At 57.0% G+C, this 22,142-nt stretch carries 18 protein-coding genes; 13 read left to right on the forward strand and 5 right to left on the reverse strand.

Annotated elements, in window-relative coordinates; translation table 11 throughout:
* Positions 1 to 2 precede the first annotated feature (2 nt).
* The 5 genes from J2X72_RS04090 to bcsN form a co-directional block, all read right to left on the reverse strand.
* A complete protein-coding gene (locus J2X72_RS04090) occupies positions 3 to 2,327 on the reverse strand; it encodes a tetratricopeptide repeat protein (RefSeq protein WP_310068698.1) in 2,325 nt (774 codons plus the stop codon).
* Positions 2,324 to 3,376 (reverse strand): glycosyl hydrolase family 8, encoded by a 1,053-nt coding sequence (locus J2X72_RS04095; RefSeq protein ID WP_310068701.1) that lies wholly within the window; start codon positions 3,374 to 3,376, stop codon positions 2,324 to 2,326. Before J2X72_RS04095 ends, J2X72_RS04090 begins: the two co-directional genes overlap by 4 nt.
* The gene (locus J2X72_RS04100) at positions 3,373 to 5,709 is read right to left on the reverse strand and encodes a cellulose biosynthesis cyclic di-GMP-binding regulatory protein BcsB (protein ID WP_310068703.1); all 2,337 of its coding nucleotides are present in this window, start codon (positions 5,707 to 5,709) and stop codon (positions 3,373 to 3,375) included. The genes J2X72_RS04095 and J2X72_RS04100 overlap by 4 nt, the downstream gene beginning before the upstream one ends.
* Entirely contained in the window at positions 5,709 to 7,886 is a 2,178-nt protein-coding gene (gene bcsA, locus J2X72_RS04105; protein WP_310068706.1) for a UDP-forming cellulose synthase catalytic subunit, read from the reverse strand. Before bcsA ends, J2X72_RS04100 begins: the two co-directional genes overlap by 1 nt.
* Before the next feature lie 124 nt (positions 7,887 to 8,010).
* Positions 8,011 to 9,003: a cellulose biosynthesis protein BcsN gene (bcsN, locus tag J2X72_RS04110; RefSeq protein ID WP_310068708.1), complete on the reverse strand. Its 993-nt coding sequence runs from the start codon at positions 9,001 to 9,003 to the stop codon at positions 8,011 to 8,013.
* A gap of 434 nt (positions 9,004 to 9,437) precedes the next feature.
* Here bcsN and J2X72_RS04115 point away from each other — a divergent pair, with 434 nt between their 5' ends.
* From J2X72_RS04115 to J2X72_RS04175, 13 genes are all read left to right on the forward strand, one after another.
* The gene (locus tag J2X72_RS04115; RefSeq protein ID WP_310068711.1) at positions 9,438 to 10,763 is read left to right on the forward strand and encodes an extracellular solute-binding protein; all 1,326 of its coding nucleotides are present in this window, start codon (positions 9,438 to 9,440) and stop codon (positions 10,761 to 10,763) included.
* A gap of 74 nt (positions 10,764 to 10,837) precedes the next feature.
* Positions 10,838 to 11,827 carry a carbohydrate ABC transporter permease gene (locus J2X72_RS04120; RefSeq protein WP_112525741.1) on the forward strand — a complete coding sequence of 330 codons (990 nt, stop codon included), beginning with the start codon at positions 10,838 to 10,840 and terminating at the stop codon, positions 11,825 to 11,827.
* Complete coding sequence (locus J2X72_RS04125; RefSeq protein WP_209998524.1) at positions 11,824 to 12,777, forward strand: carbohydrate ABC transporter permease; 954 nt, start codon at positions 11,824 to 11,826, stop codon at positions 12,775 to 12,777. The genes J2X72_RS04120 and J2X72_RS04125 overlap by 4 nt, the downstream gene beginning before the upstream one ends.
* Positions 12,774 to 12,980 carry a hypothetical protein gene (locus J2X72_RS04130; protein WP_209998523.1) on the forward strand — a complete coding sequence of 69 codons (207 nt, stop codon included), beginning with the start codon at positions 12,774 to 12,776 and terminating at the stop codon, positions 12,978 to 12,980. The genes J2X72_RS04125 and J2X72_RS04130 overlap by 4 nt, the downstream gene beginning before the upstream one ends.
* 3 nt (positions 12,981 to 12,983) lie before the next feature.
* The gene (locus J2X72_RS04135; protein WP_209998522.1) at positions 12,984 to 14,081 is read left to right on the forward strand and encodes an ABC transporter ATP-binding protein; all 1,098 of its coding nucleotides are present in this window, start codon (positions 12,984 to 12,986) and stop codon (positions 14,079 to 14,081) included.
* Positions 14,074 to 15,081, forward strand: a complete 1,008-nt coding sequence (locus J2X72_RS04140; RefSeq protein ID WP_310068717.1) for an ABC transporter ATP-binding protein — start codon at positions 14,074 to 14,076, stop codon at positions 15,079 to 15,081. Before J2X72_RS04135 ends, J2X72_RS04140 begins: the two co-directional genes overlap by 8 nt.
* A gap of 59 nt (positions 15,082 to 15,140) precedes the next feature.
* Entirely contained in the window at positions 15,141 to 16,820 is a 1,680-nt protein-coding gene (locus J2X72_RS04145) for a dihydroxyacetone kinase subunit DhaK (protein ID WP_310068721.1), read from the forward strand.
* Positions 16,777 to 17,424, forward strand: coding sequence for a dihydroxyacetone kinase subunit DhaL (gene dhaL / locus J2X72_RS04150; protein ID WP_310068724.1), 648 nt, complete (start codon positions 16,777 to 16,779; stop codon positions 17,422 to 17,424). The genes J2X72_RS04145 and dhaL overlap by 44 nt, the downstream gene beginning before the upstream one ends.
* Positions 17,421 to 17,822 (forward strand): dihydroxyacetone kinase phosphoryl donor subunit DhaM, encoded by a 402-nt coding sequence (dhaM, locus tag J2X72_RS04155; protein ID WP_209998516.1) that lies wholly within the window; start codon positions 17,421 to 17,423, stop codon positions 17,820 to 17,822. Before dhaL ends, dhaM begins: the two co-directional genes overlap by 4 nt.
* Positions 17,819 to 18,163 (forward strand): HPr family phosphocarrier protein, encoded by a 345-nt coding sequence (locus J2X72_RS04160; RefSeq protein ID WP_310068726.1) that lies wholly within the window; start codon positions 17,819 to 17,821, stop codon positions 18,161 to 18,163. The genes dhaM and J2X72_RS04160 overlap by 4 nt, the downstream gene beginning before the upstream one ends.
* Before the next feature lie 62 nt (positions 18,164 to 18,225).
* Positions 18,226 to 18,636, forward strand: a complete 411-nt coding sequence (locus J2X72_RS04165; protein WP_310069312.1) for a hypothetical protein — start codon at positions 18,226 to 18,228, stop codon at positions 18,634 to 18,636.
* Between the two features lie 130 nt (positions 18,637 to 18,766).
* Positions 18,767 to 19,771 carry a dihydroxyacetone kinase subunit DhaK gene (dhaK, locus tag J2X72_RS04170; RefSeq protein ID WP_310068728.1) on the forward strand — a complete coding sequence of 335 codons (1,005 nt, stop codon included), beginning with the start codon at positions 18,767 to 18,769 and terminating at the stop codon, positions 19,769 to 19,771.
* 180 nt (positions 19,772 to 19,951) lie between these two features.
* Positions 19,952 to 22,075 carry a hypothetical protein gene (locus J2X72_RS04175; RefSeq protein ID WP_310068731.1) on the forward strand — a complete coding sequence of 708 codons (2,124 nt, stop codon included), beginning with the start codon at positions 19,952 to 19,954 and terminating at the stop codon, positions 22,073 to 22,075.
* The last annotated feature ends 67 nt before the right edge of the window (positions 22,076 to 22,142 follow it).

The following is a 22,142-nucleotide window of genomic DNA, read 5'->3' on the forward strand; positions in this document are numbered from 1 at the left end:
CCTCAATACTCCTTGTTCCGTATTGCTCTGATCGTTGCCATACCGCGCAAGCCATCCTTGCTTCCCGTCGCCGCCACAGCCTCGAACACTCGCTGTGCATCGGCCAAGCGGTTCAAGTTCATGTAAGCATAGCCGCGCAAGACCATGAGGTCGTTGCGCTCCGGTGCTATGCGCGCCCGTTGGTCAAGTGCAAGCAGGGCTTCGGTGTAGCGGCCGGCGGTAAAAGAATCCGTAGCGCGGGATGCCAGCAATGCGGTGTCGAGTTCGATCTGACGGGAATGCTTCTGACGCGCTTTGGACGCAGCGACAGCCGCCTTGTCGGCAAGTCCAACGCGTAGATAGGCGAGGCTCTGACCGTAGGCGGCGTCACTCTTGGCCGCTTCCGAACGGCTGAGCAATCCTCGTTCGAATGCCGCCGCCGCTTCAAGCGGACGGTTCATGTCCATCAGGCACCAACCGCGCGTCAATGCAGCGTCGGGCGTGAGTGTTTGCGGATCGATCGTTGTCGTGCAACCGCGAGATGCACGTTGGCTGGTGTTGACCGCCGTTTGCTGAGGGGGACGTGGACGTCGGGGTTCTGGGGACGCTTGCACTGGTTCGGTTTGATTTTGCGACTGGATGACCCTGGTCCGCGCGATGGTCTCGGCGACCCGCTCCGCGAGCGTAGGAGCAGGAGTCGTACTGAGCGGATTGGCTGCGGCAACGGAACTGTCTTGGGGAAGCGCTGCCGCCGGAGCTCCCGGGTTAGTCGTTGGTTGCGTCACCGGTTGGTTTGCCGTCGAGGTATCGGTGCCAAACCGCTCCGGCGACGGAACGAGACCGCGTTGACGCGTGTTACGCAATTCGCCGAGCCGCGCGATCCGGTCGGACTTGCCTGCCCAGCGCCGCTGGATATCGGCGACCCCCGCCGTGTCGCCAAGCTGCTCGCGGGTCAGAACCAGACCATAGGACGATGGCTCATCGTCGGGTTTCCATAGCAACGCTGTTGAAAACCAGCCGGAGGCCGTTTCGAACTGGTTGAGGAGATAAGCATACCAGCCGAGCTGTTGTGCCGCATTGGCGTCCTTGGCTTTCATGACCTCCGGAACCATGCGTTGCAGTATCGCCGGAGCAATCTCTACAGGTGGGTCTTGTGCCAGAAGATTTGCAACGGCGGCCATATAGACGGCTTTCGCACCGTCTGAACTGTCCCGCCATTCATATATGGTTCCCTCCGCTTCTGCAGGCCGGGACAGCGCGATCATCGCAAGCGCGAGACCCTGCGAAGATGAGGCCGCATTTTCGCGGTCATGGGAAAGCCTGAACCATCTTTCCGCGGCCACCGGGTCGTTGCGACGCAGATAGTACCAACCAAGGATCAACGGATCGGAAGGCTCGACAACGTCGTTTGCCAGTTTCTCGACACGGCTTACGTCGGCTGGCGGTACCGTCAACTTTGGGTCCGCGCCCGCATCGGCTACTGCTTTTCGTGCAAGGTCATTGTGAATGGTATCGAATTCCTTGCTGCCGTCCGGATTTGTCTTTTCTCTGGCAAGTAAGGCGTCGAGATCGGCTCGACTCAACAGCGGCAGCGCCTTTTGAACTGTCGCCAGCCGTTCGTCGGGCTTGGTGCAATTGTCGAGTACATAACCATAGGCGTCTTTCGCCCGCGCCACACGGTCAGTCTTGGCAAATGCTTCGGCAACCCGCCAGAGCACATCGACATCGCTGCAAGTCAAAAGACTGTTGTGGGACGAACCGATGCGGATGACCGTATCATACTGCTTGAGGTCCGATGCGTTGATCAACTGCTCGCGAGATTCCGCAAGTTCCACCAGTTGCAACATGTCCCCCGGAGGCTTCCAGCCCGGCTCGGAGGTCTGCCGTTCCTGAATGGCTTTGCGCAGTTCCGGGAGTTTGCCAGCTGCGTAAAGTTTCCACATTGCATCTAGCGCCGTGTCGGCCTGCGGCATCACAGATGTCGGATCGGCCGGCGGCGTCCAGCCAGGGTAAAGCGCGCGCAAACGAGCGATCTCCGCCTCGAGCCTGCGCTTGTCGCCTTGACGGGCGAAATAGCGAAGCGCCGTTTCATCCACCTTGGGTGCAGTCGCGGCACCGGGCGCGGGTGCAGCCGGCTTGGGGGCTTGGGTTTTCGGCGCCCGCCCGGACTGCGCTACCACATAGTTATCGTCGGCTTGCGCGTCTGGCGGCGGATCGCTGCTCTCAAGCATTGCCGAACGGACTGAGCCGTTTGTGGTTGCAAGAGCTGGAACATAGTCCAACTGAACCGCTACCAATCCGGCGAAGGCGGCGATAGTGGGAAGGATTAGCAGCGTCGACTTCTTCATAGGCATTCCGGATGTTGGCCGTAGGCAAAGGATAGCGACAACAAATGGAGTGTCGATGGATAATAAAGTGTTGGCCGGAATGACGTTACGCTTTCCGGAAGCTTCTTCTTGTCGAGTACGCAATCGACCAGCGCAGGAATAATTGTGTAACCGGGATCGGTCAGGGTCTCTGTCGCCGTTCCGCTCGGAATATCGACAATCGCGACGTTTGTACCATCAGGCGACATGCCACGACGCAGTGGTTCGAGCTGTGCCCGGTCGGTGATGCCGGCACGCATCATATAGAGCGGGATACGCAAGGCGTTATAGCCGAATTCAGGCGGGAAACCCTTGGCTGGCTTGAAAACTGTTCTTGCGGAGATCCAGTCAGCAGGCAAAGAGCGTGGACCCGCGCGCGCGCCATCGATCAATGACAAGCCATCCTTACCAAGCCTGTTCCAGTCGGTCGCCTGGTCGAGGGCTGCAAATCTCGGGAAGGCCTCAAAAATCCAGTAGGAGAGGTTGATAATCGGGCCGTCCTCGCGCTCGGTCGCGGAAAAGCCGGTCACACCGGGAAGCAGCAGGAGTCGTTTCTGCGCCTCGATCACGTTGGATTTGCCAATCGCCCGGATCATGCTTTTCGCAGTTGCCGTCAAATCCTTGCGGTCCCAGCCCGAGCCCGCCAGAACAAGCGCGTAAGCAATTAGAATGTCGCCGTCGGAGGCGTTGTTGCTATCGGTCACATGCGGCTTGCTGTTGGGATCCCATTTCCATACGGCAAGGCCGTCGTCACGCAGCAGGAACTCCGTGCGCGTGAACGACCAGATGAGGTCGAAATCTGCCTTGCTGTTGGCAAGGTACGCAAGAAGCAATCCATAGCCTTGGCTCTCACTGTGGCTGATTTTACCGTTGGCGTCGTCGATAACACGACCGCTTGCGTCGACGAAACGCGCTTTGTAGGCCTGCCAGTCATCCGGCTTTACGTGAGCCTTTGCCGATATTTGCGCCATGGAAGTGTTGCCCCAAACAAGAGCCAGGAGGAGCGCCAAGGCAAGACTGTACAGCTTCATACGCGTCTCCCCAAATTGGAAAGGAGGCGGGAGGTAGCGACTCCAAGCAAAGTCGAAAAGACGATGAGCAGCAGCGAAAATGAAAGAATGTTGCCAGAAAGCCAGTTCGCGATGATCAGGCGCATATTGGAAAAGGACAGGGGCTGTGTCGGCATGAAAGTAAATTCGCCGACCGGCACCTCCTGAATTTCGTCAGTGCCGCCTTTGTAGATGGAGATATGGCCGTCGAGTTTTGACCAGCGATCCTGCTGCGTCATGGCGCGAACACTGTCCAGAAGGCTATCGTCCGTAGGTGCGGTCACCAGGGTCCACACGCCATCACCGGCAGGATTGGCCCTCTGCGCGATCAATAGCGAAGCGGCAGGTTCCGGTGCATAGGCCTCGTCTCGTCCAGCATAAAAAGAAAATGAATTCAGAGAGATGTTGAAGGTACGGTTGAGCCAATCATCGAACGAAGAAATCTGGCCGCGCCAGCCGCGTCCGGCGAGTCGCTCTCGCCACTGATCGAACTCAACCTGCGTGGGACCTGTATCGGCAGCCGGTTCGACGCCGCGCACGTCGCTCCAGACTGTACGGATGTTTTCGGCAATGCCGGTTTGGGTCAGCACGGTCGACTCGATCTGAGGAATTGCGCCCATAAACAGGGCGTTTGAATTGACGGTGGAGTTCGCCGTAGCGCGAGGGTCGACCTCAAGCGGCCTTCCGGCTGCGACGGACATGCGTGCGAGGAAGGTAGCCGCAGCGGAGTAACTCTTTTCGCCTCCATTGTTGATAATCACCGGCAGCGGTTTGTCGGAGCGGCCATAGGGAAAGCTCGTGCCACTCAGGCCTGCCAGATTAGGCATGGTGCCGATCCTGGCGAAGTCGGGCATCACGAATTCTGACGTGTCGAACAAGGCGAAACGCGTAGGGGAGGTTGCGCCTGTTCCTGGCGCACACACCGTGTCAGAACGTGTGTTGAGTACGGCTTCCATCGTGATCAGATTTGTGCCGGGACGGAAATGCCGCATGGTGAAACCGATAGGAAAATGCCGAAGGATCTCGCCACCTCTCGTGGTTATTGGAAGCGTCGCGGCAATATTGTCATTGACGTAGATATTGATCTGGCTACCCGGCAGAACGTCCTCGGAGTAAGCTGCATCCAGCAGAATTGTCGCTTTGCCATATTCATTGGCGTAAAAGTCCGATGGCACGCCGATCGCAAATTCCGTGCGCAAACGCCGTCCGTTGAAATTGCGGGTTGGCACACCGAGATCACGGAACTTCGCCCGCGACGCAGACGTGAATAACGGGACATCGGGAGAGCGCCATGTCTGCGTTGACAGGAAGGAGCGCGGCACACCGATCTCGCGCTTCAACGGATCGACAATGCTGGCAACAGCATTCGTTACGGTCTGCCAATCTGGCCCGCGCACACGCAGCACAGAACCTCCTGTGGCCGGATCATCGACGAAAGCGGCGAGGGGCGCTCCAGGGGTGGTTGCAAGCAGGGCCTCCGGCAAGCCTTGCAGTTCATCATCGGTGCCAACCAAGATCGTGAGGGAACCGGGCAATTGTTCTTTCGGCATTGCAGGAGAGATCGTAACCGCCAGATTGGGCATATTGGCAAGGACTGCCAGTGCTTCGGCGAGGTGCAGCATTGGCGCTGTCGCCGCCATACGATTGATGGCGGGCACGACGAGATTAAAGGTCGTTCTCCCCGCCGCATCGACGCCGATGGCCCTTATATCATTGATCTTCCTGAATCGGCGCGCACCATCTCCTGTGAATGACAGAAAGGTCTTGGACGGATCAACTTCCGTCCACAATTCATAGGTCGACTGCACCGTGCAGTCCGTACGGTGACGCAGGCTGGTACTCATTTTGAAGACATTGAGACCGGCCTTCAATATTCCTGCCGGGACATCCACCGTCAGCGTCTTCCGGTTTTCCGAAGACTGTACAGGTTCGTTGACGATCCGGGCATTGTTGATTGCCAACGTCAGCGTCGACCATTCCGGCGCGACAATAAGGCTGTTCTGGTAAGTGAGGGACAACGTTGCTGCAGACGCCGCCTGATCCTCGGTAATGAAGACGGCCCAGGTTTTCTCGCCGGTCTCGCCACTGAACGACAAGCTGTCTTGAGGGATGATGTAGCGAACTGCCGGGGTTTCTACCTTTGGAGCGGGCAATACGGGAACAATATCGGGCGTTGCAGGCACAGTCGGCTGTTCCGGTGGTGGAGCTGGTTCTTCCGCCGGCTTTTCAGGTGACATGTCGAACGGCGAGACCTGAGCCTGCAAGGGCAGCGTGGCAAGAACTGTCAATAGGCAGGCAGAGAACAGCCGTTTCATCACGTGCGCTCCCATCCCGCCTTGTCCCTTCCGGTGATCTGCCGGGCAAGATAGGAGAAGCCCCGGTAGGTCTGGAATATGGCTACGCCGAAGAACCAGATGGTTCCCTTGATCAGGCCTGGATTGCCGCGCCTGTCGAGCTGGAATTTCGTCCATTGCGAAGAGTTTGCAAAGATCAGATCCGCTATGAGCATATGGTCCGTGGGATCGTCGGGCATAAACAGGCACCCAACCGCAGTCTCACCAGCCTGTTTGCGGATGTTTCGTACCTGAATGGGAAGATCGCCCATTTCGCCAGTCGTCGATGTCTTGAAGCGAACGTCCGTCGCCATATCGACGGACAGCTGATCGATGAGATTTCCCAAAAGTTGGACGCGTATGCCATTGACGGAAACGTCGTCGATCGTTCCCGGAACCCATTTGTCGCCAAACCGGAATTCGCAACGCCTCGAAACCTTGACGCGGCGGGAGGGCCGTTTATCTCCTCGTTCGGACACCACGCCGAGGGCACAACCGGCAAAGATCAGGTTGAGCAGGTTCCAGGCGCCTACGACCAGCGTGACATCGGCCTTATAGGGCTCCGTATAAATACGGTAGATGGTCACGCCGACACCGATGAGCAGCACAAAAAATATGACAAAAAACGGTGCGGCCAGCTCCGACAGGCGGCTGCGGTCGATCCGTTCATCCTTCGCAGTCACCTTGAAAGTGGGTTTGCGCGGATTCAGCATCACCGAGATGACAGCGGGCAAAAGATGGATTGTTTGTACGTATTCGTAGAGTTCCGAAATCCAGGGCCAGCGGAATGCGCCGTAGAGATAATTCTGCATCATCAGGTTCACGATCATGTAAATGAGCGTATAGGCAAGGAACTCGCCGCCGGATGCCGTAAAGATTTCGAGGCCGAAGAAAAGATAGAACAGGGGAGCGACGAGAAATATCGCGCGCGGAAACGGGAACAGCCAGAACAACGTTGAGGACAGATAACATAGACGTTGCGGCAAAGAGAGACCGCCATTGAATAGCGGAAATCGGAACCGCAGAATTTGCATCATGCCCTGCGCCCAGCGGCTTCTCTGGCCGATGAAACTCGCAAAGGTCGCAGGCTGTAGCCCTGCAATGAGCGGCTTGTCGAGATAGACGCTGTTCCAGCCGCGCGAATGCAATGCGATGGCCGTCTCGCAATCCTCGGTGATGCTGACGCCACTGAATCCGCCGGTCACGTCCAAAGCCTCACGGCGCAAAACCGCCGCCGATCCACAGAAGAACGCGGCGTTCCATTTATCAAGGCCGCGTTGGATGATGCCATAGAACATTTCATTTTCGGATGGCATCTGTTCAAATGTCCGCAGATTGCGTTCGAGCGGGTCGGGATTGAGAAAGAAGTGCGGTGTCTGGACAAGAAACAGCTTCTCGTCCTCATTGAAATAACCAACTGTTTCCAATAGGAAATCGCGCGCAGGCGCATGGTCGGCGTCGAAGACCGCAATCAGCTCGCCAGTTGAATGTTCCAGACCGTTGTTGAGATTGCCAGCTTTCGCGTGCACATTTTTTTCACGGGTCAGGTAGCGGACATCAAGCGCTTCGCAGAGACCTTTGAGGTCGGTGAACCGCTTCTCCGCGCTATGGGCTTCAACGATTTTTTCGGCATTGCGTTTTTGTACGGTCCCGCCATCATCAAGAATCCAGACGGTCATTCTGTCGGCAGGATAGTCCATGGCCTTTGCCGCCGCCATGGTATTGGCCAGGAGTTCGATGTCCTCGTTATAGGTCGGAATAAAGACGTCGACGCTCGGCAGTTTGCCCTTGACTGTTGGCCGGTTGGGCCGGTGCGGCAAAGGCATAGCCACCACAAACAGACTGAGCGCCAGCATCATCACGCTGTACATTTCCGCCAGATACAGCAGGAAACCCGGGATGAAGTTTTCCAACTGGTTGACCGGCGGAAGAGTACTGGTCGTGCGCCAGTAGACATAGCGCATGACGATAGCCGTCCCGAAGGCCAGCGCGATCAACCGCCAGATACCGCCCGCATTCAGTGTCTTGAGCACCATCATGATCGCCAGCACTGTTGCACCCGCGATCAGCTGCGTTTGCAGGTTCACCGGTAAAGTGACGAGCAGCAGCACGCAGATCGACATGAACATCCATGTCATGATGATGCCTAGTCTACGCATGAATCACCACTTGGATATGATGATCGGCAGTTGAGGCGTTCATATCATTTTCCGATTGTGTGAGGTTGAAATCGCTTTGTGTATGCTTCCCCCTAATGAATGTAACGCTCCAAAGGTTTCTGGTTTACTGCTGGCCGGTCGCCGGTGGTGGCGGAACGTAAAGATTGCTATTCGTATTTGCTGGCCGAGTGCCCGCTCCCGGCACCACCGGAGCGGCACCGATCGGCTGGCTGGTACTTGTGCTCTGCATGCCGGGCGGAGGCGGAACGAGCGGACCGATGGGTGCAGGCCTCACTCTCGCGGGAACTGCAGGCGCAGCCTGGGTTTCGACCCTGCGCTGGATCTGCTGCCGTGGCTGCGCCCGCAGCGGCTGGGCGGGAGGTGGCATTAGCGCTTCGGCGGGTGGTGCCTTCGGACCGGACGGAAAGATGTCTTCACCGGATTTGCCGAGATTTTCGGCAGGGCCCGGGGCGTCGCCGTAGGGATTCCAGCTATAGTTATTAAATGCTGCGTTGACACTGTACCCATACATGAACGCCAGCAATTCCTGCTCGCTCAGGTTTGAATCACACAGCCGCAATCGCACCTGGATGGATCCCCGGCCCGTCAACCAGCGGGTCTGGCTTTCCCCTGGGCGAATGCGCTGCCACGCGTAAACGCATGTATCGCCCGAGCGCGACCGTCCCGATGCATAACCGAATGGACCGTACCGATTTTGTACATAGTTCGGCGAACGTTTCATCGCTACCCCTGGGAGGGTGCCGCGCAGCTCGCGCGAAATATCGGTGACACCCAATTGCGCGTCGCGCAATCTATCGCCTCCGGACAAATTGGCTTTGACAGGTCCAAAAAACTGCACGCGCAAGACGTTCTGGCCAGGCGTACGCGCGGAGGTGGCGAGCAGGATCTCCTGCTGGACCGCATTGTTATACGGCCGCTCGATGACGCTGACGATCGACGGCCCGCCGGGCGGCGGCAGCGCAAAAGCCTGACTGGTGTCGACGGTACGGGTCGATACCAATATCTGCGGCGCGCCACCGGCGGCGCAGCCCCCTAGAAAAGAAATTAAGATCAGCCCTGCCGCCTTCATGTACATCGAAAAAGCGTAGGTCATCATACTGATTCGTTCAAAGGTTGTGGTCCAAATACCTTGGGAAAAGTCGAATTATCCGTTTTATTTCCGCGGATAACGTTGGTCGTGGGATTTTGGACTGCCGGCCGCATAGGTAAAAATGGGGCTCGCGCGCGCTTTGCCTCGCAGTGCCGTCCATCTTTCATTTGGCGAGGCCGCTCAACAAGGAAGTCCTTATCTCATCCGCAGTTGCAAAAGGGGTAGGTACGCCTTGGTCGCCCTTGGGACAGACTTCGTAGTGCAACCCAATCCAATACAAAGGTGTGCGGTGCAGCAACGATTCATGCTTGAAATGTTCAGTAAATAGGATATTACTTAACAAAATCACTCAACACGATGGGAAGAGCGTGTGAGAACAAGGGAACGAAGTATCTTTTCAAAGAGCGGCGCGGTGTCGCTTGTGTATCTGGGAGGAATGCATGAAAACGATAAAGCAGGCCCTGCTCGGGGCGACCTCGGCGTTTATGTTTTTTGCGGCAGCGCCAAACCTGGCAAAAGCCGATGAGCTGACCCTGTGTTGGGCGGCCTGGGACCCCGCCAACGCATTGGTTGAGCTCTCGAAAGATTTTACTTCTCAAAGCGGAACGACGATGAAGTTTGAATTCGTGCCTTGGCCGAATTTCGCCGACCGCATCCTCAATGAACTCAACTCCGGCGGCAAGCTGTGCGACCTCCTCATCGGAGATAGCCAATGGCTAGGCGGCTCGGCTGAGAATGGCTACTACGTGAAGCTCAATGATTTCTTCGACAAGGAAGGGATCAAGATGAGCGATTTCGCCGATGCTGCGGTCAACGCCTATGCGACATGGCCGAAAGGCACGCCGAACTATTGGGCGCTGCCAGCGATGGGCGATGCCAACGCATGGTTCTACCGCAAGGACTGGTTTGCGCAACCGGAAATTCAGGCTGAATTCAAAAAGAAGTACAATCGTGATCTGGCCGCTCCAACGACCTGGGATGAGTTGATACAGGTGGCCGAGTTCTTCAATGGCAGGGAAATCGACGGCAAGAAGGTCTATGGAGCCGCGATCTTCACCGAGCGCGCTTCCGAAGGCATCACCATGGGCGCAACGTCGGCGCTATATCCCTATGGCTTCAAGTATGAAAATACGCCGGGCAAATATGACATGGAGGGCGCGGTCAATTCGCCAGAAGCAGTCGCCGGGCTCGAGGCCTACAAGAAACTCTACAAATGCTGCACGCCGCCCGGATATACCGATGCCTATATGGGCGAAAGCCTCGATGCATTCAAATCCGGACAAGTGGCCATGGCGATGAACTGGTTCGCCTTCTTCCCGGGTCTCTACAAAGACGAGAAGGTAGGCGGCGACAAGATTGGGTTCTTCGTCAATCCGAAAGAGAAGGTTGCGGCATCGACACTCGGCGGACAGGGAATTTCCGTCGTGGCCAATACTGACAATATGGATGGCGCTCTCGCCTATATCAAATGGTTTGCCCAGCCGGAAGTTCAGAAAAAATGGTGGTCGCTTGGCGGATACGCCGTGCACAAGACAGTGCTGAACGACCCGACATTCACGGAAAGTCAGCCATTTGCCGCGGACTTCCTGGTGGCCATGAACCAGGTTCAGGATTTCTGGCAGGAACCGTCCTATGCTATCCTGCTCCAGGCAATGCAGAAACGCCTTCACGATTACGTCGTTGCAGACAAGGGCACGGCGAAGGAGGCGCTTGATGGGTTGGTCAAGGACTGGACCGAGGTCTTCAAGGACGACGGGAAGCTTTAAAGCTCCGGCGCTTCAGATGACCCCGTGCTGAAATGACTGCCCGGATCCGAAAACGTACCGGGCAGTTCTTTCGAATGCGACGCTTTAAAACCCAGGTGAAGTCCGTGACCGATACAAGTTCCACCATTTTGGGTGAGGCTGTTGCCCGTGCTACGCCAGCGCCCATCGCCTCCAGAATTCGCGGCCTGTCCGATCGCTCCATGGCATGGCTGTTCATTACGCCCGCCATCGCTTTGCTTTTGGCCGTCAATATTTTTCCGCTCATCTGGGCGATCTATCTTTCGTTCACGAATTTCAGGGCGAACCGGCCTAATGCCGCGCTGGAAAGCGTTGGTCTCAGCAATTATAGCCGCGTGCTGAATGATCCCAATATTTGGCAAGCCATGCAGACAACGGCGCATTTCGTCTTCTGGACGATCCTGCTGCAGACGCTGATTGGATTCTCCCTCGCTTATCTGATTGACCGGAAATTTCGCGGGCACGCTTTCTGGACGACAATCATCTTGGTTCCAATGATGTTATCTCCAGCCGTCGTCGGCAATTTCTGGCGATTTCTCTATCAACCGCAGATTGGCCTCTTCAATCACATCGTGTCTTTTCTAACAGGTATCCCGCCGTCCTCGTTCGAAATGCTGGGTTCGGTTCGGCTTTCGCCCTGGGCGATTATTATCGTCGATACGTGGATGTGGACCCCTTACGTCATGCTGATCTGCTTGGCCGGATTGCGATCGATTCCCGACTACATCTACGAAGCTGCCGAGGTGGATCGTGCTTCGCTTTGGCGCCAGTTCTGGTCGATTACGCTGCCCATGGCGCTGCCTTTCATCATGCTCGCGGTACTCTTCCGTGGCATCGAAAACTTCAAGATGTTCGACATGGTGACCCTTCTCACCGGCGGTGGCCCAGGTTCGACAACGGAAGTCGCCTCCATCACGCTGAAGCGAGAGGCATTTGAAAGCTGGCGCACGGGTCGTGCATCCGCCTTTGCGATCATTCTGTTTGTCGCGGTCTTCGGCCTCGCCAACATCTATGTGAAAGCCCTCAATAAGGTGAAACAGCGATGAGCTCTGTCAACACCGCCCATTCGGTCGTCGAGCCGAGCCGCACTTCCAAGCGCATCGCTGCGACTATCGTGATCGCCTATGCATTAGTCACGATGATCCCGCTGGTATGGATCGTTCTGACCAGCTTCAAATCCCCGCCGGATTCGATCAGCTACCCGCCGAAGATCGTATTTCAGCCGACGCTGGAGGGTTATTGCAACCTGTTCACCACGCGCACGCGGCAAACGTCCGAGTACATCACTTCGCTTGGGGCTCCGACGGGTACCTGCGACGAAATCACCCGAAGCCGTAACATGGTCATCGCCGGGCCTTCGAACTACTGGCCCCGTTTCCAGAACTCGCTGGTAATCGCTTTTGGGTCGACGTTTCTCGCCGTCTCGCTCGGCACGCTTGCAGCCTATGGATTTTCGCGTTTTAAGGTTCCTCTTGCGGAAGATCTTTTGTTCTTCATTCTCTCGACACGAATGATGCCGCCGATCGCCGTCGCAATCCCCATTTACCTGATGTATCGGCAGCTTGGTCTATCTGACACCGCGCTGGGCATGATCCTGCTTTACACCGCCGTAAACGTCTCCCTTGCCGTCTGGCTCCTGAAGGGTTTCATCGACGAAATTCCGCGCGAATACGAAGAGGCAGCCATGATCGACGGCTACACGCGCATGCAGGCCTTTTTCAAGGTCGTCCTGCCGCAGGCGACCACGGGCATCGCCGCAACGGCCATCTTCTGCCTCATCTTTGCCTGGAACGAATACGCCTTCGCAGTGCTCTTGACGTCGGGCGCAGCCCAAACCGCTCCACCGTTCATTCCAACAATCATTGGCGAAGGCGGGCAAGACTGGCCGGCCGTTGCCGCCGGCACGACGATTTTCGTCGTACCTATCCTGGTCTTTACGATTGTTCTGCGCAAGCAGCTGTTGCGCGGTATCACTTTTGGAGCTGTACGCAAATGACGGCGCAAACACCGGTCCCTTCAAAACAAAAACGGCCGTTCTTTCTCAGGCGCGGTCCTATGGAGAACATTGCCACTGGTCTCATCGGTCTAGGATTCCTGATGCTGTTCCAGCCCTTCCTTCTGATCTTTTACACTTGGTCGCTCATCACACTGCTGGCGGGTACACTCATGTTCATTATCGTTTCAAAGTTCCCGGAGTAGACGATGGCAGAGATCAGAATAGAAAATCTGCGCAAGGAATTCGGTGCTTTCAGCGCAGTGGAAGATTCGAGCTTCGTTGTTCGTGATGGCGAATTCCTTGCCCTGCTTGGCCCATCAGGTTGCGGCAAGACAACGACGCTACGGATGATTGCGGGCCTTGAGCTGCCGACCAGCGGCAAGATTTTCCTTGGCGGTGAAGATGTCACGTTCAATCGAGCCCGGGAGCGGGATATTGCATTTGTCTTCCAGCTCTTCGCGCTTTATCCGCACATGAATGTACGCAAGAACATAGCGTTTCCACTGCTCGCGCAAGGTGTTGCCAAAGCAGAAGTCCGCGCACGCGTAGAAGAGACGGCAAAGCTCCTGCAGATCGACCATATTCTTGACCGGTCGGTATCGGGTCTGGCGGGTGGCGATCGTCAGCGCGTAGCGCTCGGACGGGCCATCGTGCGGCGTCCCAAGTGCTTTCTGATGGATGAGCCCCTCGGCACGCTGGATGCGGAGTTTCGTGATCTGATGGTTCGGGAGCTGCGTGAGTTGCATAACAGGATCCACGCCACCACGGTCTACGTCACCCATGACCAGCTGGAGGCGATGGCAATGGCAGACAAGATCGCGGTGATGAACCACGGCATCATCGAGCAGTTCGGTACGCCTCAGGAAATCTACAATCGTCCGGCGACTATGTATGTCGCTGATTTTATCGGCTCGCCGCCAATGAATTTTCTGCGGTTTACGGCTGGCTTACAAAAAGGCGCGCGATCCATTGTCGTCGATGGCGTGGATATTTCTGTGCCGGAAATCCATCTCGACCTTGCGGAAAGCGAACTCGCGCTTGGGGTGCGGCCCGAAGATATAAGTTTCAGCGATGTATCCCCTTTGCGCGGCGCTGTCTTTGGCAGCGAGTATCACGGAACCAATCAGATCGTCGCCGTCGAGATGGGTAAAGGACTGGTCAAGGCGCGTGTGCCGGCCGACCAGCATTTCCGTATTGGCGAAACCGTGGGGCTTGAACTCAACTACGACAGACTGTCTCTCTTCGACTGCAAATCGGGCAGGGCGGTTCCGTCGTCCCGCTATGCGGAGCATCATCATGGCTGAAGTCGTCCTGCAAGGCATCAACAAGAATTTCGGCGAAACCCGTGCCGTCACGGATGTGGATCTGGTCGTTGCCGACGGAGAATGCGTCGTCCTGCTTGGCCCCACCGGTGCCGGCAAGACCACGACGCTGCGTCTGATCGCCGGGCTGGAGCGCCCCGACAGTGGCCGCATCGTTATTGGCGGATATGATGTAGCGAAAGAAGCGCCTGCGGGTCGCGATGTCGCGTTCGTTTTTCAGCAGTATTCGCTCTATCCGCACCTGTCGGTCTACGACAACCTGGCCTTTCCTCTGCGCTCGCCGGCACGCCGTCTCGGCAAGGATGAGATCGACAGACGGGTGCGCGAAGTTGCGCGGATGGTGCGCATTGACCACAAGCTTGAAAACCGCTCGACCCGGCTTTCGGGCGGCGAAATGCAGCGGGTCGCCATAGGCCGGGCGCTTGTACGCCGCCCGGCGATCTATCTCATGGACGAGCCGCTTTCCTCGCTGGACGCCAAGTTGCGCGCCGATCTTCGGCTGGAACTCAAACGCATACAGAAAGAACTCGGATCGACGCTTCTCTACGTAACGCACGATCAGATCGAAGCCATGACAATGGCCGATCGCATAGGCATTCTCACCGAGGGTCGATTGGTGCAGATTGGAACGCCGCGAGAGATCTACAGCAACCCGGCGAATATTCATGTCGCTGCCCGGCTTGGGCAGCCGCACATTAATCTTTTTCCGGCTAACCTTCTTCCGGGCGGCACCATCCCGGCGGGTACTCAAACAGTCGGGGCCCGGACCGAACATCTGGACATAACACTAGGCGGCCATGTTAATGCGCACGTCGATTGGGTAGAGCACCTCGGAGATCAGAATCACCTGCATATACGGGTCGGCGACTGCAAGCTGATCACCTTGGCGAACCCGCGCCTCCCGGTGCAGCCGGGAGATCCAATTGGCCTGGCGCTGAGAAATCCGCTTTATTTCGGGGCAGATGGCAACAGGGTGGTTTGAGGGATTACGGATCCAAATGGTTGTTCAAAACGCGTAAAGACGAAAGACTGGAAAAGCCGATGAAACACTTTTTCAACCGCAGGGAAAACATAGTCACCGAGTCACTCGATGGTCTGTTGCTGACCAGTCGTCCCGGTAAGCTTGCGCGGCTTGATAGCTATCCGGATATTAAGGTCATCCTGCGTGCGGACTGGGACAAGTCTAAGGTCGCCGTCATATCGGGGGGCGGTGCGGGTCATGAGCCTTCCCACGCCGGGTTTGTCGGAAGGGGCATGCTGACGGCCGCCGTATCGGGCGAGATTTTCGCATCTCCGAGCGTTGATGCCGTGCTTACGGCGATCCGCGCTGTCACCGGGCCGAGAGGTTGCCTGCTGATCGTCAAGAATTACACCGGCGACCGGCTGAATTTTGGGCTCGCCGCTGAAAGAGCGCGCTCCGAAGGGTTCAGGGTGGAGATGGTCATCGTAGCGGACGATATTGCGCTTCCCGACCTTGCCCAGCCGCGCGGAGTTGCCGGCACGCTGTTCATTCACAAGATCGCGGGCTTTCTCGCCGAACGCGGCGATAGCCTTGACGATGTAGCTGCATCTGCTGCGTCGGCAGCCAGGGAGATTGTGTCGCTGGGTGTCTCGCTGTCGACATGCTCGATCCCGGGCCAGGAGCAGCAGCAACGCCTCGGCGCTGACGAGGGCGAACTCGGTCTTGGTATTCATGGCGAGCCGGGCGTCGAACGTATCGCGCTCCAGGAATCCGGTAAGATCGTCGCCATCATGGCGGAGCGGCTGGCGGCGTCTCTGCCAGGGACGGGCGATTATGCGTTGTTGATCAATAATCTCGGGGCTGTGCCGCCGTTGGAAATGAGCCTCATTGCCCATGATGTTCTTGCGTCTTCGCTGGAGGATCGGGTGAAGCTGGTGATCGGTCCCTCGCCAATGATGACAGCGCTCAACATGAACGGCTTTTCGCTTTCGCTCATCCGACTCGACGCAGAACGTGAGACGGCGCTGGCCTCTCCCGTCGACCCTCATGCGTGGGCTCCGCCAGTTCTACGGCATGGCCTGGATATTATTCCCGCGCCCAAGGTCGCGGTTAGAGAGGCCGTTGCCGCGGCGAGCCACGATCCGTTGGCGGAAGAAGTGGTGACCGCCATGTGCCAGCATCTGATCTCGCTTGAAACCGAGCTCAATCGTCTGGATGCCCGCACTGGAGACGGTGATACGGGATCGACAGTTGCTGCGGGGGCACGAGGCGTGCTTGGCAAGATCAGATCATTGCCGCTCGCTGACAACGCGGGAACGCTTGCAGCAATCGGTGGGATTTTGGCAACCAGCATGGGTGGATCAAGTGGTGTTCTGCTCTCGATCTTTTTCACGGCCGCCGCCAAGGCAATGAAGGAGAAGACCAATCTGCCGGCTGCGCTGCTTGAAGGCCTTGATCGCATGACTTTTTACGGCGGAGCCAGACCGGGTGACAGAACCATGGTCGACGCGCTCGATCCGGCATTGCGAGCCTTGGCGGCAAATGGACCGTCTCACGCTGCCAGGGCGGCAGCTGCGGGTGCCAATGCCACCATGGAGATGAGTAAAGCAAAAGCAGGCCGGGCATCGTATGTGGGTGCTGGGCACCTCGCCGGTGTCGCTGATCCGGGAGCCATCGCTGTCGCGGCCGCTTTCGCGACTGTTGCAAAGGTGATCGATGGTAAAGTCGCGCGAGGGGAGACTTCCGTCGTTGCAGACTGATCGGGAGCTCGTGCTGGGACTGATCGAAGCCTGCCACGAGGCCATCGTGATCAATGCTGATGACCTGTGCGAACTCGATCGAGCCATCGGCGATGGGGATCACGGGACCAACATGCGGCGCGGTTGCGAGGCGGTGTATCTGGATCGGGAAAGGCTTTGTAGCCTGCCGTTGCCGCAGGCAATCGAGACGATTGGGATGACGCTTGTCATGAGCGTTGGCGGCGCAGCGGGGCCGCTGTACGGGACCTTGCTAATAGAGATTGGGCGGCGGCTTGGTGTCGGGGGAAACGAGGCGGATTTCGCGAGCATCCTCGGAGAGGCGGTCGATGCAGTGGCGCGGCGCGGGCGTGCTCATGCAGGTGACAAAACGTTGCTGGACGTGCTTTACCCCGTTCAAACAGAGATGGCGAGGCAATCAGCCCTGATCAACATAGCCAAAAGGGCGGAGGTATCTGCTCAACTAACCGCTGACATGAAAGCGATGCGGGGACGTGCTTCGTTTCTTGGAGATCGTTCCATTGGCCATGTCGACCCGGGGGCATTGAGCTGTGCCCTTCTGACGACAGCCATTTGCCGCTACCTGAGGGAGTATCGTCCGGCATGAAAGGCAACACTGCAAATGTGGGTATTGTCATCGTATCGCACTCGCCACTCGTTGCAAAAGGCACTGCCGATATGGTGCGCCAAATGGTCGGCGATACCGTGCCGCTTTCATGGTGCGGAGGCAATTCCGAGGGTGGTCTCGGTACCAATGCGGCGGGTATTCTTGCGGCCATAGAGGCAGCATGGTCCGACCATGGAGTTGCGGTATTCGTGGATCTCGGCGGCGCGGAGACCAACAGCGAAATGGCGATCGAAATGCTAGGCGAATCGCGCTCCGGGATCGTCGCCATCTGCAATGCACCTATTGTCGAGGGTGCGGTCATTGCCGCTGCGGAAGCGTCCGGGGGGGCGTCGCTCGCAAAGGTGGTGGCTACAGCCGAGGAACTTTCGCCCTCATGAGCGACAAGCAGGATGCGAGAATACAGGAGTCAGATCGCGTGACGGCGCAGCGACAGACCGAAATCGAAGTCGTGCACGGAACCGGATTGCATGCCCGCCCCTCCGTGATTTTCACCCGTCTTGCCAAATCCTTTCCCTGCACGATCGAGATAGAAGTGAACGGTAACAGCATCTGGCTGAACGGCAAAAGCATTGTAAAGGTTATGGGAGCCAAAATCAGGAAGGGTTCGGTTCTGAAAATTCGCGCCGACGGAATTGGTGCGGCAGAAGCAATTGAGGCATTGAAAGAACTGGTCGAACACAATTTCGACGAGGGAAAAGTCGATGGCCGAAATGTTTAGATTGCAAGCCAATTTAAGGCGCCAGTTCAATGACGCTGACCGCAGGGCGGCGGCGCATTAAGATGACGCGGGAAATCATGGAAGATCCCATTGTGGTCTACAAGACCATACTTGCGCAGATCATCGACAATCGCCCTTCAGGAACCCGTCAGCGTCTGGCCGCGGCCCTCGGTAAACACCGGAGTTTCGTCACCCAGATTACAAGTCCCGCTTACTCCACGCCACTGCCGGCGCGACATCTGGCGACAATTTTCAGGGTTTGTCACTTTAGTCCGACCGAGCAGGAACAGTTTGTGGCGGCCTATCATGCCGCGCATCCGGGAAAATTGCCGGACTTTGGCAGTACCGACGGATTGAGATCGCTGTCAATGATGGTTCCGGATCTTGGAGACGAAAAGAAAAATCGGCTCGTGGATGAAGCAATCACAGACTTTGTCCAGAAGATCGCAACCCTTTTGGGGAGTTCAGATTAGGGTCGGGGCCCATTAATGTCATGAAAGTGGGCGCTAGAACGGCCTCGCGGCCTAATCCGTTATCCTCAGGGTGGCTTGATGGTAAGCTCAAGAGCCGGGCTGGAATAAGTCGATGCCAGTGGAGGGCACGATGAAAAAATTCATGAACAAGGCTGCCTCTATGGTTGCCGAAAGCCTTGAAGGCTTCGTTTCGGCCCACGACCGTCTGGTCGTGTTCGGTTCCGACCGGAAGTTTGTGAGGCGTAGCCATCTTATACCAGGAAAAGTTGCGATCATATCGGGTGGGGGAGCCGGCCATGAGCCTATGCATATCGGCTTCGTCGGACGGGGCATGCTGGATGCCGCATGTACCGGACATATCTTTACCTCTCCGACGCCCGACCAGATTGTCGCTGCCATCGAAGAAACCGACACCGGAGCGGGATGCCTCCTGATCGTCAAGAATTATGACGGGGACTTGATGAATTTCGAAATGGCTGCGGAGGCGGTGACGGGGCGGCACGTGATCGAAACGGTTATTGTAAGCGACGACATTGCGGTGGCCGGCCAGCCGCGAAGCTCCGGCAGGAGGGGGGTTGCCGGCACACTCGTCGTCGAGAAGATTCTTGGCGCCGCCGCCGAGGCAAGAATGGATCTGGCCGGATTGAAGGCGCTTGGTGACCGGATGAACACGCGGATTCGTACAATGGGCGTGGCTCTCGGTGGCGTCACCGTTCCTGACACGGCACGTTCCACCTTTGTGCTGAACCCGGATGAGATGGAAGTTGGAGTTGGAATACATGGCGAACCCGGGCTTTCCCGGCAAAAACTGGCCGATGCCGACACGATTGCCGGCATGATCTGCAATACCATCCTCGCGGATATAGAGCAGCAAAGCACGGACCGTGCGCTGGTTGTGGTAAACGGCTTTGGGGGGACTCCGACGCCAGAACTTTACCTTATCTACAATATTGTCCGGCGCCTGTTCGAAGCTAAAGGCATTAGTGTCGCGAGATCATTGGTAGGAACCTACGTGACCTCGCTCGATATGGCTGGTCTTTCCGTCACGTTGTCGTTGCTTGACGAGGAAGAGTTGCATTTTTGGGATAGTCCCGTTTCGACAGCTGCGCTGCAATGGAGTTCTCCGGAAATCTGAATATCGCACCGGCGTTGCGACCTCTGTCCACATCGTCACTTCCAAGTACCCGGATTACTTTCCTGGAACACCCATCGGGCCATCTGACGCGCACACGGATCAGAGGAGTGGGCTACCGGCCCCGGCAATAAATGTTATCATCTATTTGACACTGCAGTCATCCGGCGTTGGGATCATGCCATGGGAACGGGCGTACGCGTCATCATTGCAATTGCGTTATTGGCAGCCATGGGTGTCGGGTGGCTGGCCCTACAGGATTCAAGTTTCGAGCGTGACCGCACCCTAACGGAGTGGAGGTCGCTGTCGGAGGCCGAAAACCTCCTGAGGCAGAAGCCCATTCCTGAAGCGTGGCCAGCGGGCTTGTTTATTTCGGAGCGGGGAATGAACACCGCACTGGAGAGCCTGAAGGACGCACAAATTGCCTACGACCCCGAATTCCATTCAGATGAGGACACCGTCGTCCATCTGCGGAATGTTACTGTCGACTTTCAAGCTGGTTTCGCATGGGCATTCCTTCGCCTCGACGCCTATTCGAAGAAAAGGGATCTGACTGTAAAGTTTGGTGGGCAAGCCTCCCTCGTTTTCAAAGGCATCGAAGAAGAGGCAAATGGCGAAGCGCAAGCCGTGTTCTCGCTCTCTCTGTTGAGACTCGATCCCGAATTCGGATGGGGATGGTCCAGTATCAAGTCGAGGAGCTATGCCAGCGAGCTCATTGAAACGGGTCTCATGCCAAAGTTCACCGAAGCGTTCACCTTGAAGCTCCCGTTCAAAAACAGCTTCGCCTACGATTTGAAGCAGGATGTGACAGAGACAGTTCCAATTCGCGATCCAAAAAATGAAAACTGGATCAAGGTTCAGATCGACGTACCGCCAAACAAACTGGCGCAAAAAATTCACGCCGCCAACGCAGTCGTCCTCGAGGGCGGCATATGGCTGCTGACTGATTTTACCGAAAAACCAGTGGCAATTAGTAAAGATGAGCCCCCACCTGAAATTCAGGATGACATCGTCAGAATGCGAAAGGATCTAGAGAGAATCCGGATACCCAAATTGAACGACGCCGATATTGCTCTTTGGGTAAACGGAACGGTGGCTCACCTGGTCCAAGACAAACTCAACCAGCTCCCGGCTGCAAACAGGACTGCGACGGTCAAGTCAGTGCAATCCAAGGGCCGGCTTGCCGAGCAAAAATGGAGCTCGGATGTTCTAGGTGAAGGCGGGGTTTTCGCCGAGCTTACTGATCCAGGAGCGGTCACGGCAACACTGATGGTCGATGCAGTCGGCATATCATGGACCAAAGGGCGACGCCTGAAGGTTTCGCTCGATGCGCAGGTCGACGCCAGGGCGTCCTTAGATCTGCATGTCGACCCGTTGGTAGGAAGAGGTGTCGGTACGACGGTCGACCTGCTCGGAAACACAGCTATTGCGTCCGGGTTCGATGCTGGCTTCGAAATAAGGGAGGTGGGTGGCAACACAGCCGTAATGCTAAAGCCCGACATTGGTTGCCGCGACATCAAACTGGCGCTCAAAACGGACAGAAAAGCACAGTTCGAGGAAGCCTGGGTGTCAGTTCCGTCAGTCGGCGCAAACATCAATGTTCCGGTTGGCCTGCAGACCGCTCCGGATGTGATGCTCTTGAGTGATTTGCCTTTTCAAAGACGGGGCCGTGGCCCGGATGGCAAACCGCTCCAGATCAAAGGCGGGGAAGACAACTTGCTGTTCACACCGGCGTGGGCCGAGGCTCAGTACGCACTCGTCCCAAGACGGGTGGAAGGTGATGATGGAGGACTTTGGATAGCAGCCAATCTGACCATCAAATTGCTTAGCTCGGAGTCGACAGGCTACGATCGCGCTGCCGCAGAAAGGATGCTTGCTGCCGCGGCAACCGGAGGACAGGTCAGGACCAACTGCCCCGGCGAACCTGGCTTCGCGTTTACGATCGGCGATCTCGAGTTTGGCAGCACCCAAGAGCTTGTGAAGTTCTTCCAGCAACGAGAGCTGCCTTTGCCGCAGATACTAGGTGGATTGCCCGGCATTCCTGGCACGGGCCCGACGATACCATCCCCAATGTCGCACGTTCCAGGCCTCGCGGTTCCGGCACCATCCCCGATACCGTCCGCTGCCGATTTTACAATTCCGAAAATACCGTCCCCGATATCCCCTATTCCCGATCCCGCGATGCCGAAAATACCGTCGCCTTTGCCGCCAACCCCCGACCCAACAATGCCAAAAATACCGTCGCCTCTACCGCCAACTCCCGGTCCGACGAGCAATCCGGCAGAAATGCTGCGCGATCTCTTTTGACCAAGACTTCGACCAGGAGCCGGTGCAGGCCAAAACGGACTTGGAAGTTGACTTAGTGGGAATTATG

This window comes from Phyllobacterium sp. 1468 (assembly GCF_031455525.1).
Taxonomy (GTDB): Bacteria; Pseudomonadota; Alphaproteobacteria; order Rhizobiales; family Rhizobiaceae; genus Phyllobacterium.

Coding starts and splice junctions, on each gene's coding strand:
- J2X72_RS04090 (WP_310068698.1), bottom strand. CDS start 2,327: ATGAAGAAGTCGACGCTGCTAATCCTTCCCACTATCGCCGCCTTCGCC.
- J2X72_RS04095 (WP_310068701.1), bottom strand. CDS start 3,376: ATGAAGCTGTACAGTCTTGCCTTGGCGCTCCTCCTGGCTCTTGTTTGG.
- J2X72_RS04100 (WP_310068703.1), bottom strand. CDS start 5,709: ATGAAACGGCTGTTCTCTGCCTGCCTATTGACAGTTCTTGCCACGCTG.
- bcsA (WP_310068706.1), bottom strand. CDS start 7,886: ATGCGTAGACTAGGCATCATCATGACATGGATGTTCATGTCGATCTGC.
- bcsN (WP_310068708.1), bottom strand. CDS start 9,003: ATGATGACCTACGCTTTTTCGATGTACATGAAGGCGGCAGGGCTGATC.
- J2X72_RS04115 (WP_310068711.1), top strand. CDS start 9,438: ATGAAAACGATAAAGCAGGCCCTGCTCGGGGCGACCTCGGCGTTTATG.
- J2X72_RS04120 (WP_112525741.1), top strand. CDS start 10,838: ATGCGACGCTTTAAAACCCAGGTGAAGTCCGTGACCGATACAAGTTCC.
- J2X72_RS04125 (WP_209998524.1), top strand. CDS start 11,824: ATGAGCTCTGTCAACACCGCCCATTCGGTCGTCGAGCCGAGCCGCACT.
- J2X72_RS04130 (WP_209998523.1), top strand. CDS start 12,774: ATGACGGCGCAAACACCGGTCCCTTCAAAACAAAAACGGCCGTTCTTT.
- J2X72_RS04135 (WP_209998522.1), top strand. CDS start 12,984: ATGGCAGAGATCAGAATAGAAAATCTGCGCAAGGAATTCGGTGCTTTC.
- J2X72_RS04140 (WP_310068717.1), top strand. CDS start 14,074: ATGGCTGAAGTCGTCCTGCAAGGCATCAACAAGAATTTCGGCGAAACC.
- J2X72_RS04145 (WP_310068721.1), top strand. CDS start 15,141: ATGAAACACTTTTTCAACCGCAGGGAAAACATAGTCACCGAGTCACTC.
- dhaL (WP_310068724.1), top strand. CDS start 16,777: ATGGTAAAGTCGCGCGAGGGGAGACTTCCGTCGTTGCAGACTGATCGG.
- dhaM (WP_209998516.1), top strand. CDS start 17,421: ATGAAAGGCAACACTGCAAATGTGGGTATTGTCATCGTATCGCACTCG.
- J2X72_RS04160 (WP_310068726.1), top strand. CDS start 17,819: ATGAGCGACAAGCAGGATGCGAGAATACAGGAGTCAGATCGCGTGACG.
- J2X72_RS04165 (WP_310069312.1), top strand. CDS start 18,226: ATGACGCGGGAAATCATGGAAGATCCCATTGTGGTCTACAAGACCATA.
- dhaK (WP_310068728.1), top strand. CDS start 18,767: ATGAAAAAATTCATGAACAAGGCTGCCTCTATGGTTGCCGAAAGCCTT.
- J2X72_RS04175 (WP_310068731.1), top strand. CDS start 19,952: ATGGGAACGGGCGTACGCGTCATCATTGCAATTGCGTTATTGGCAGCC.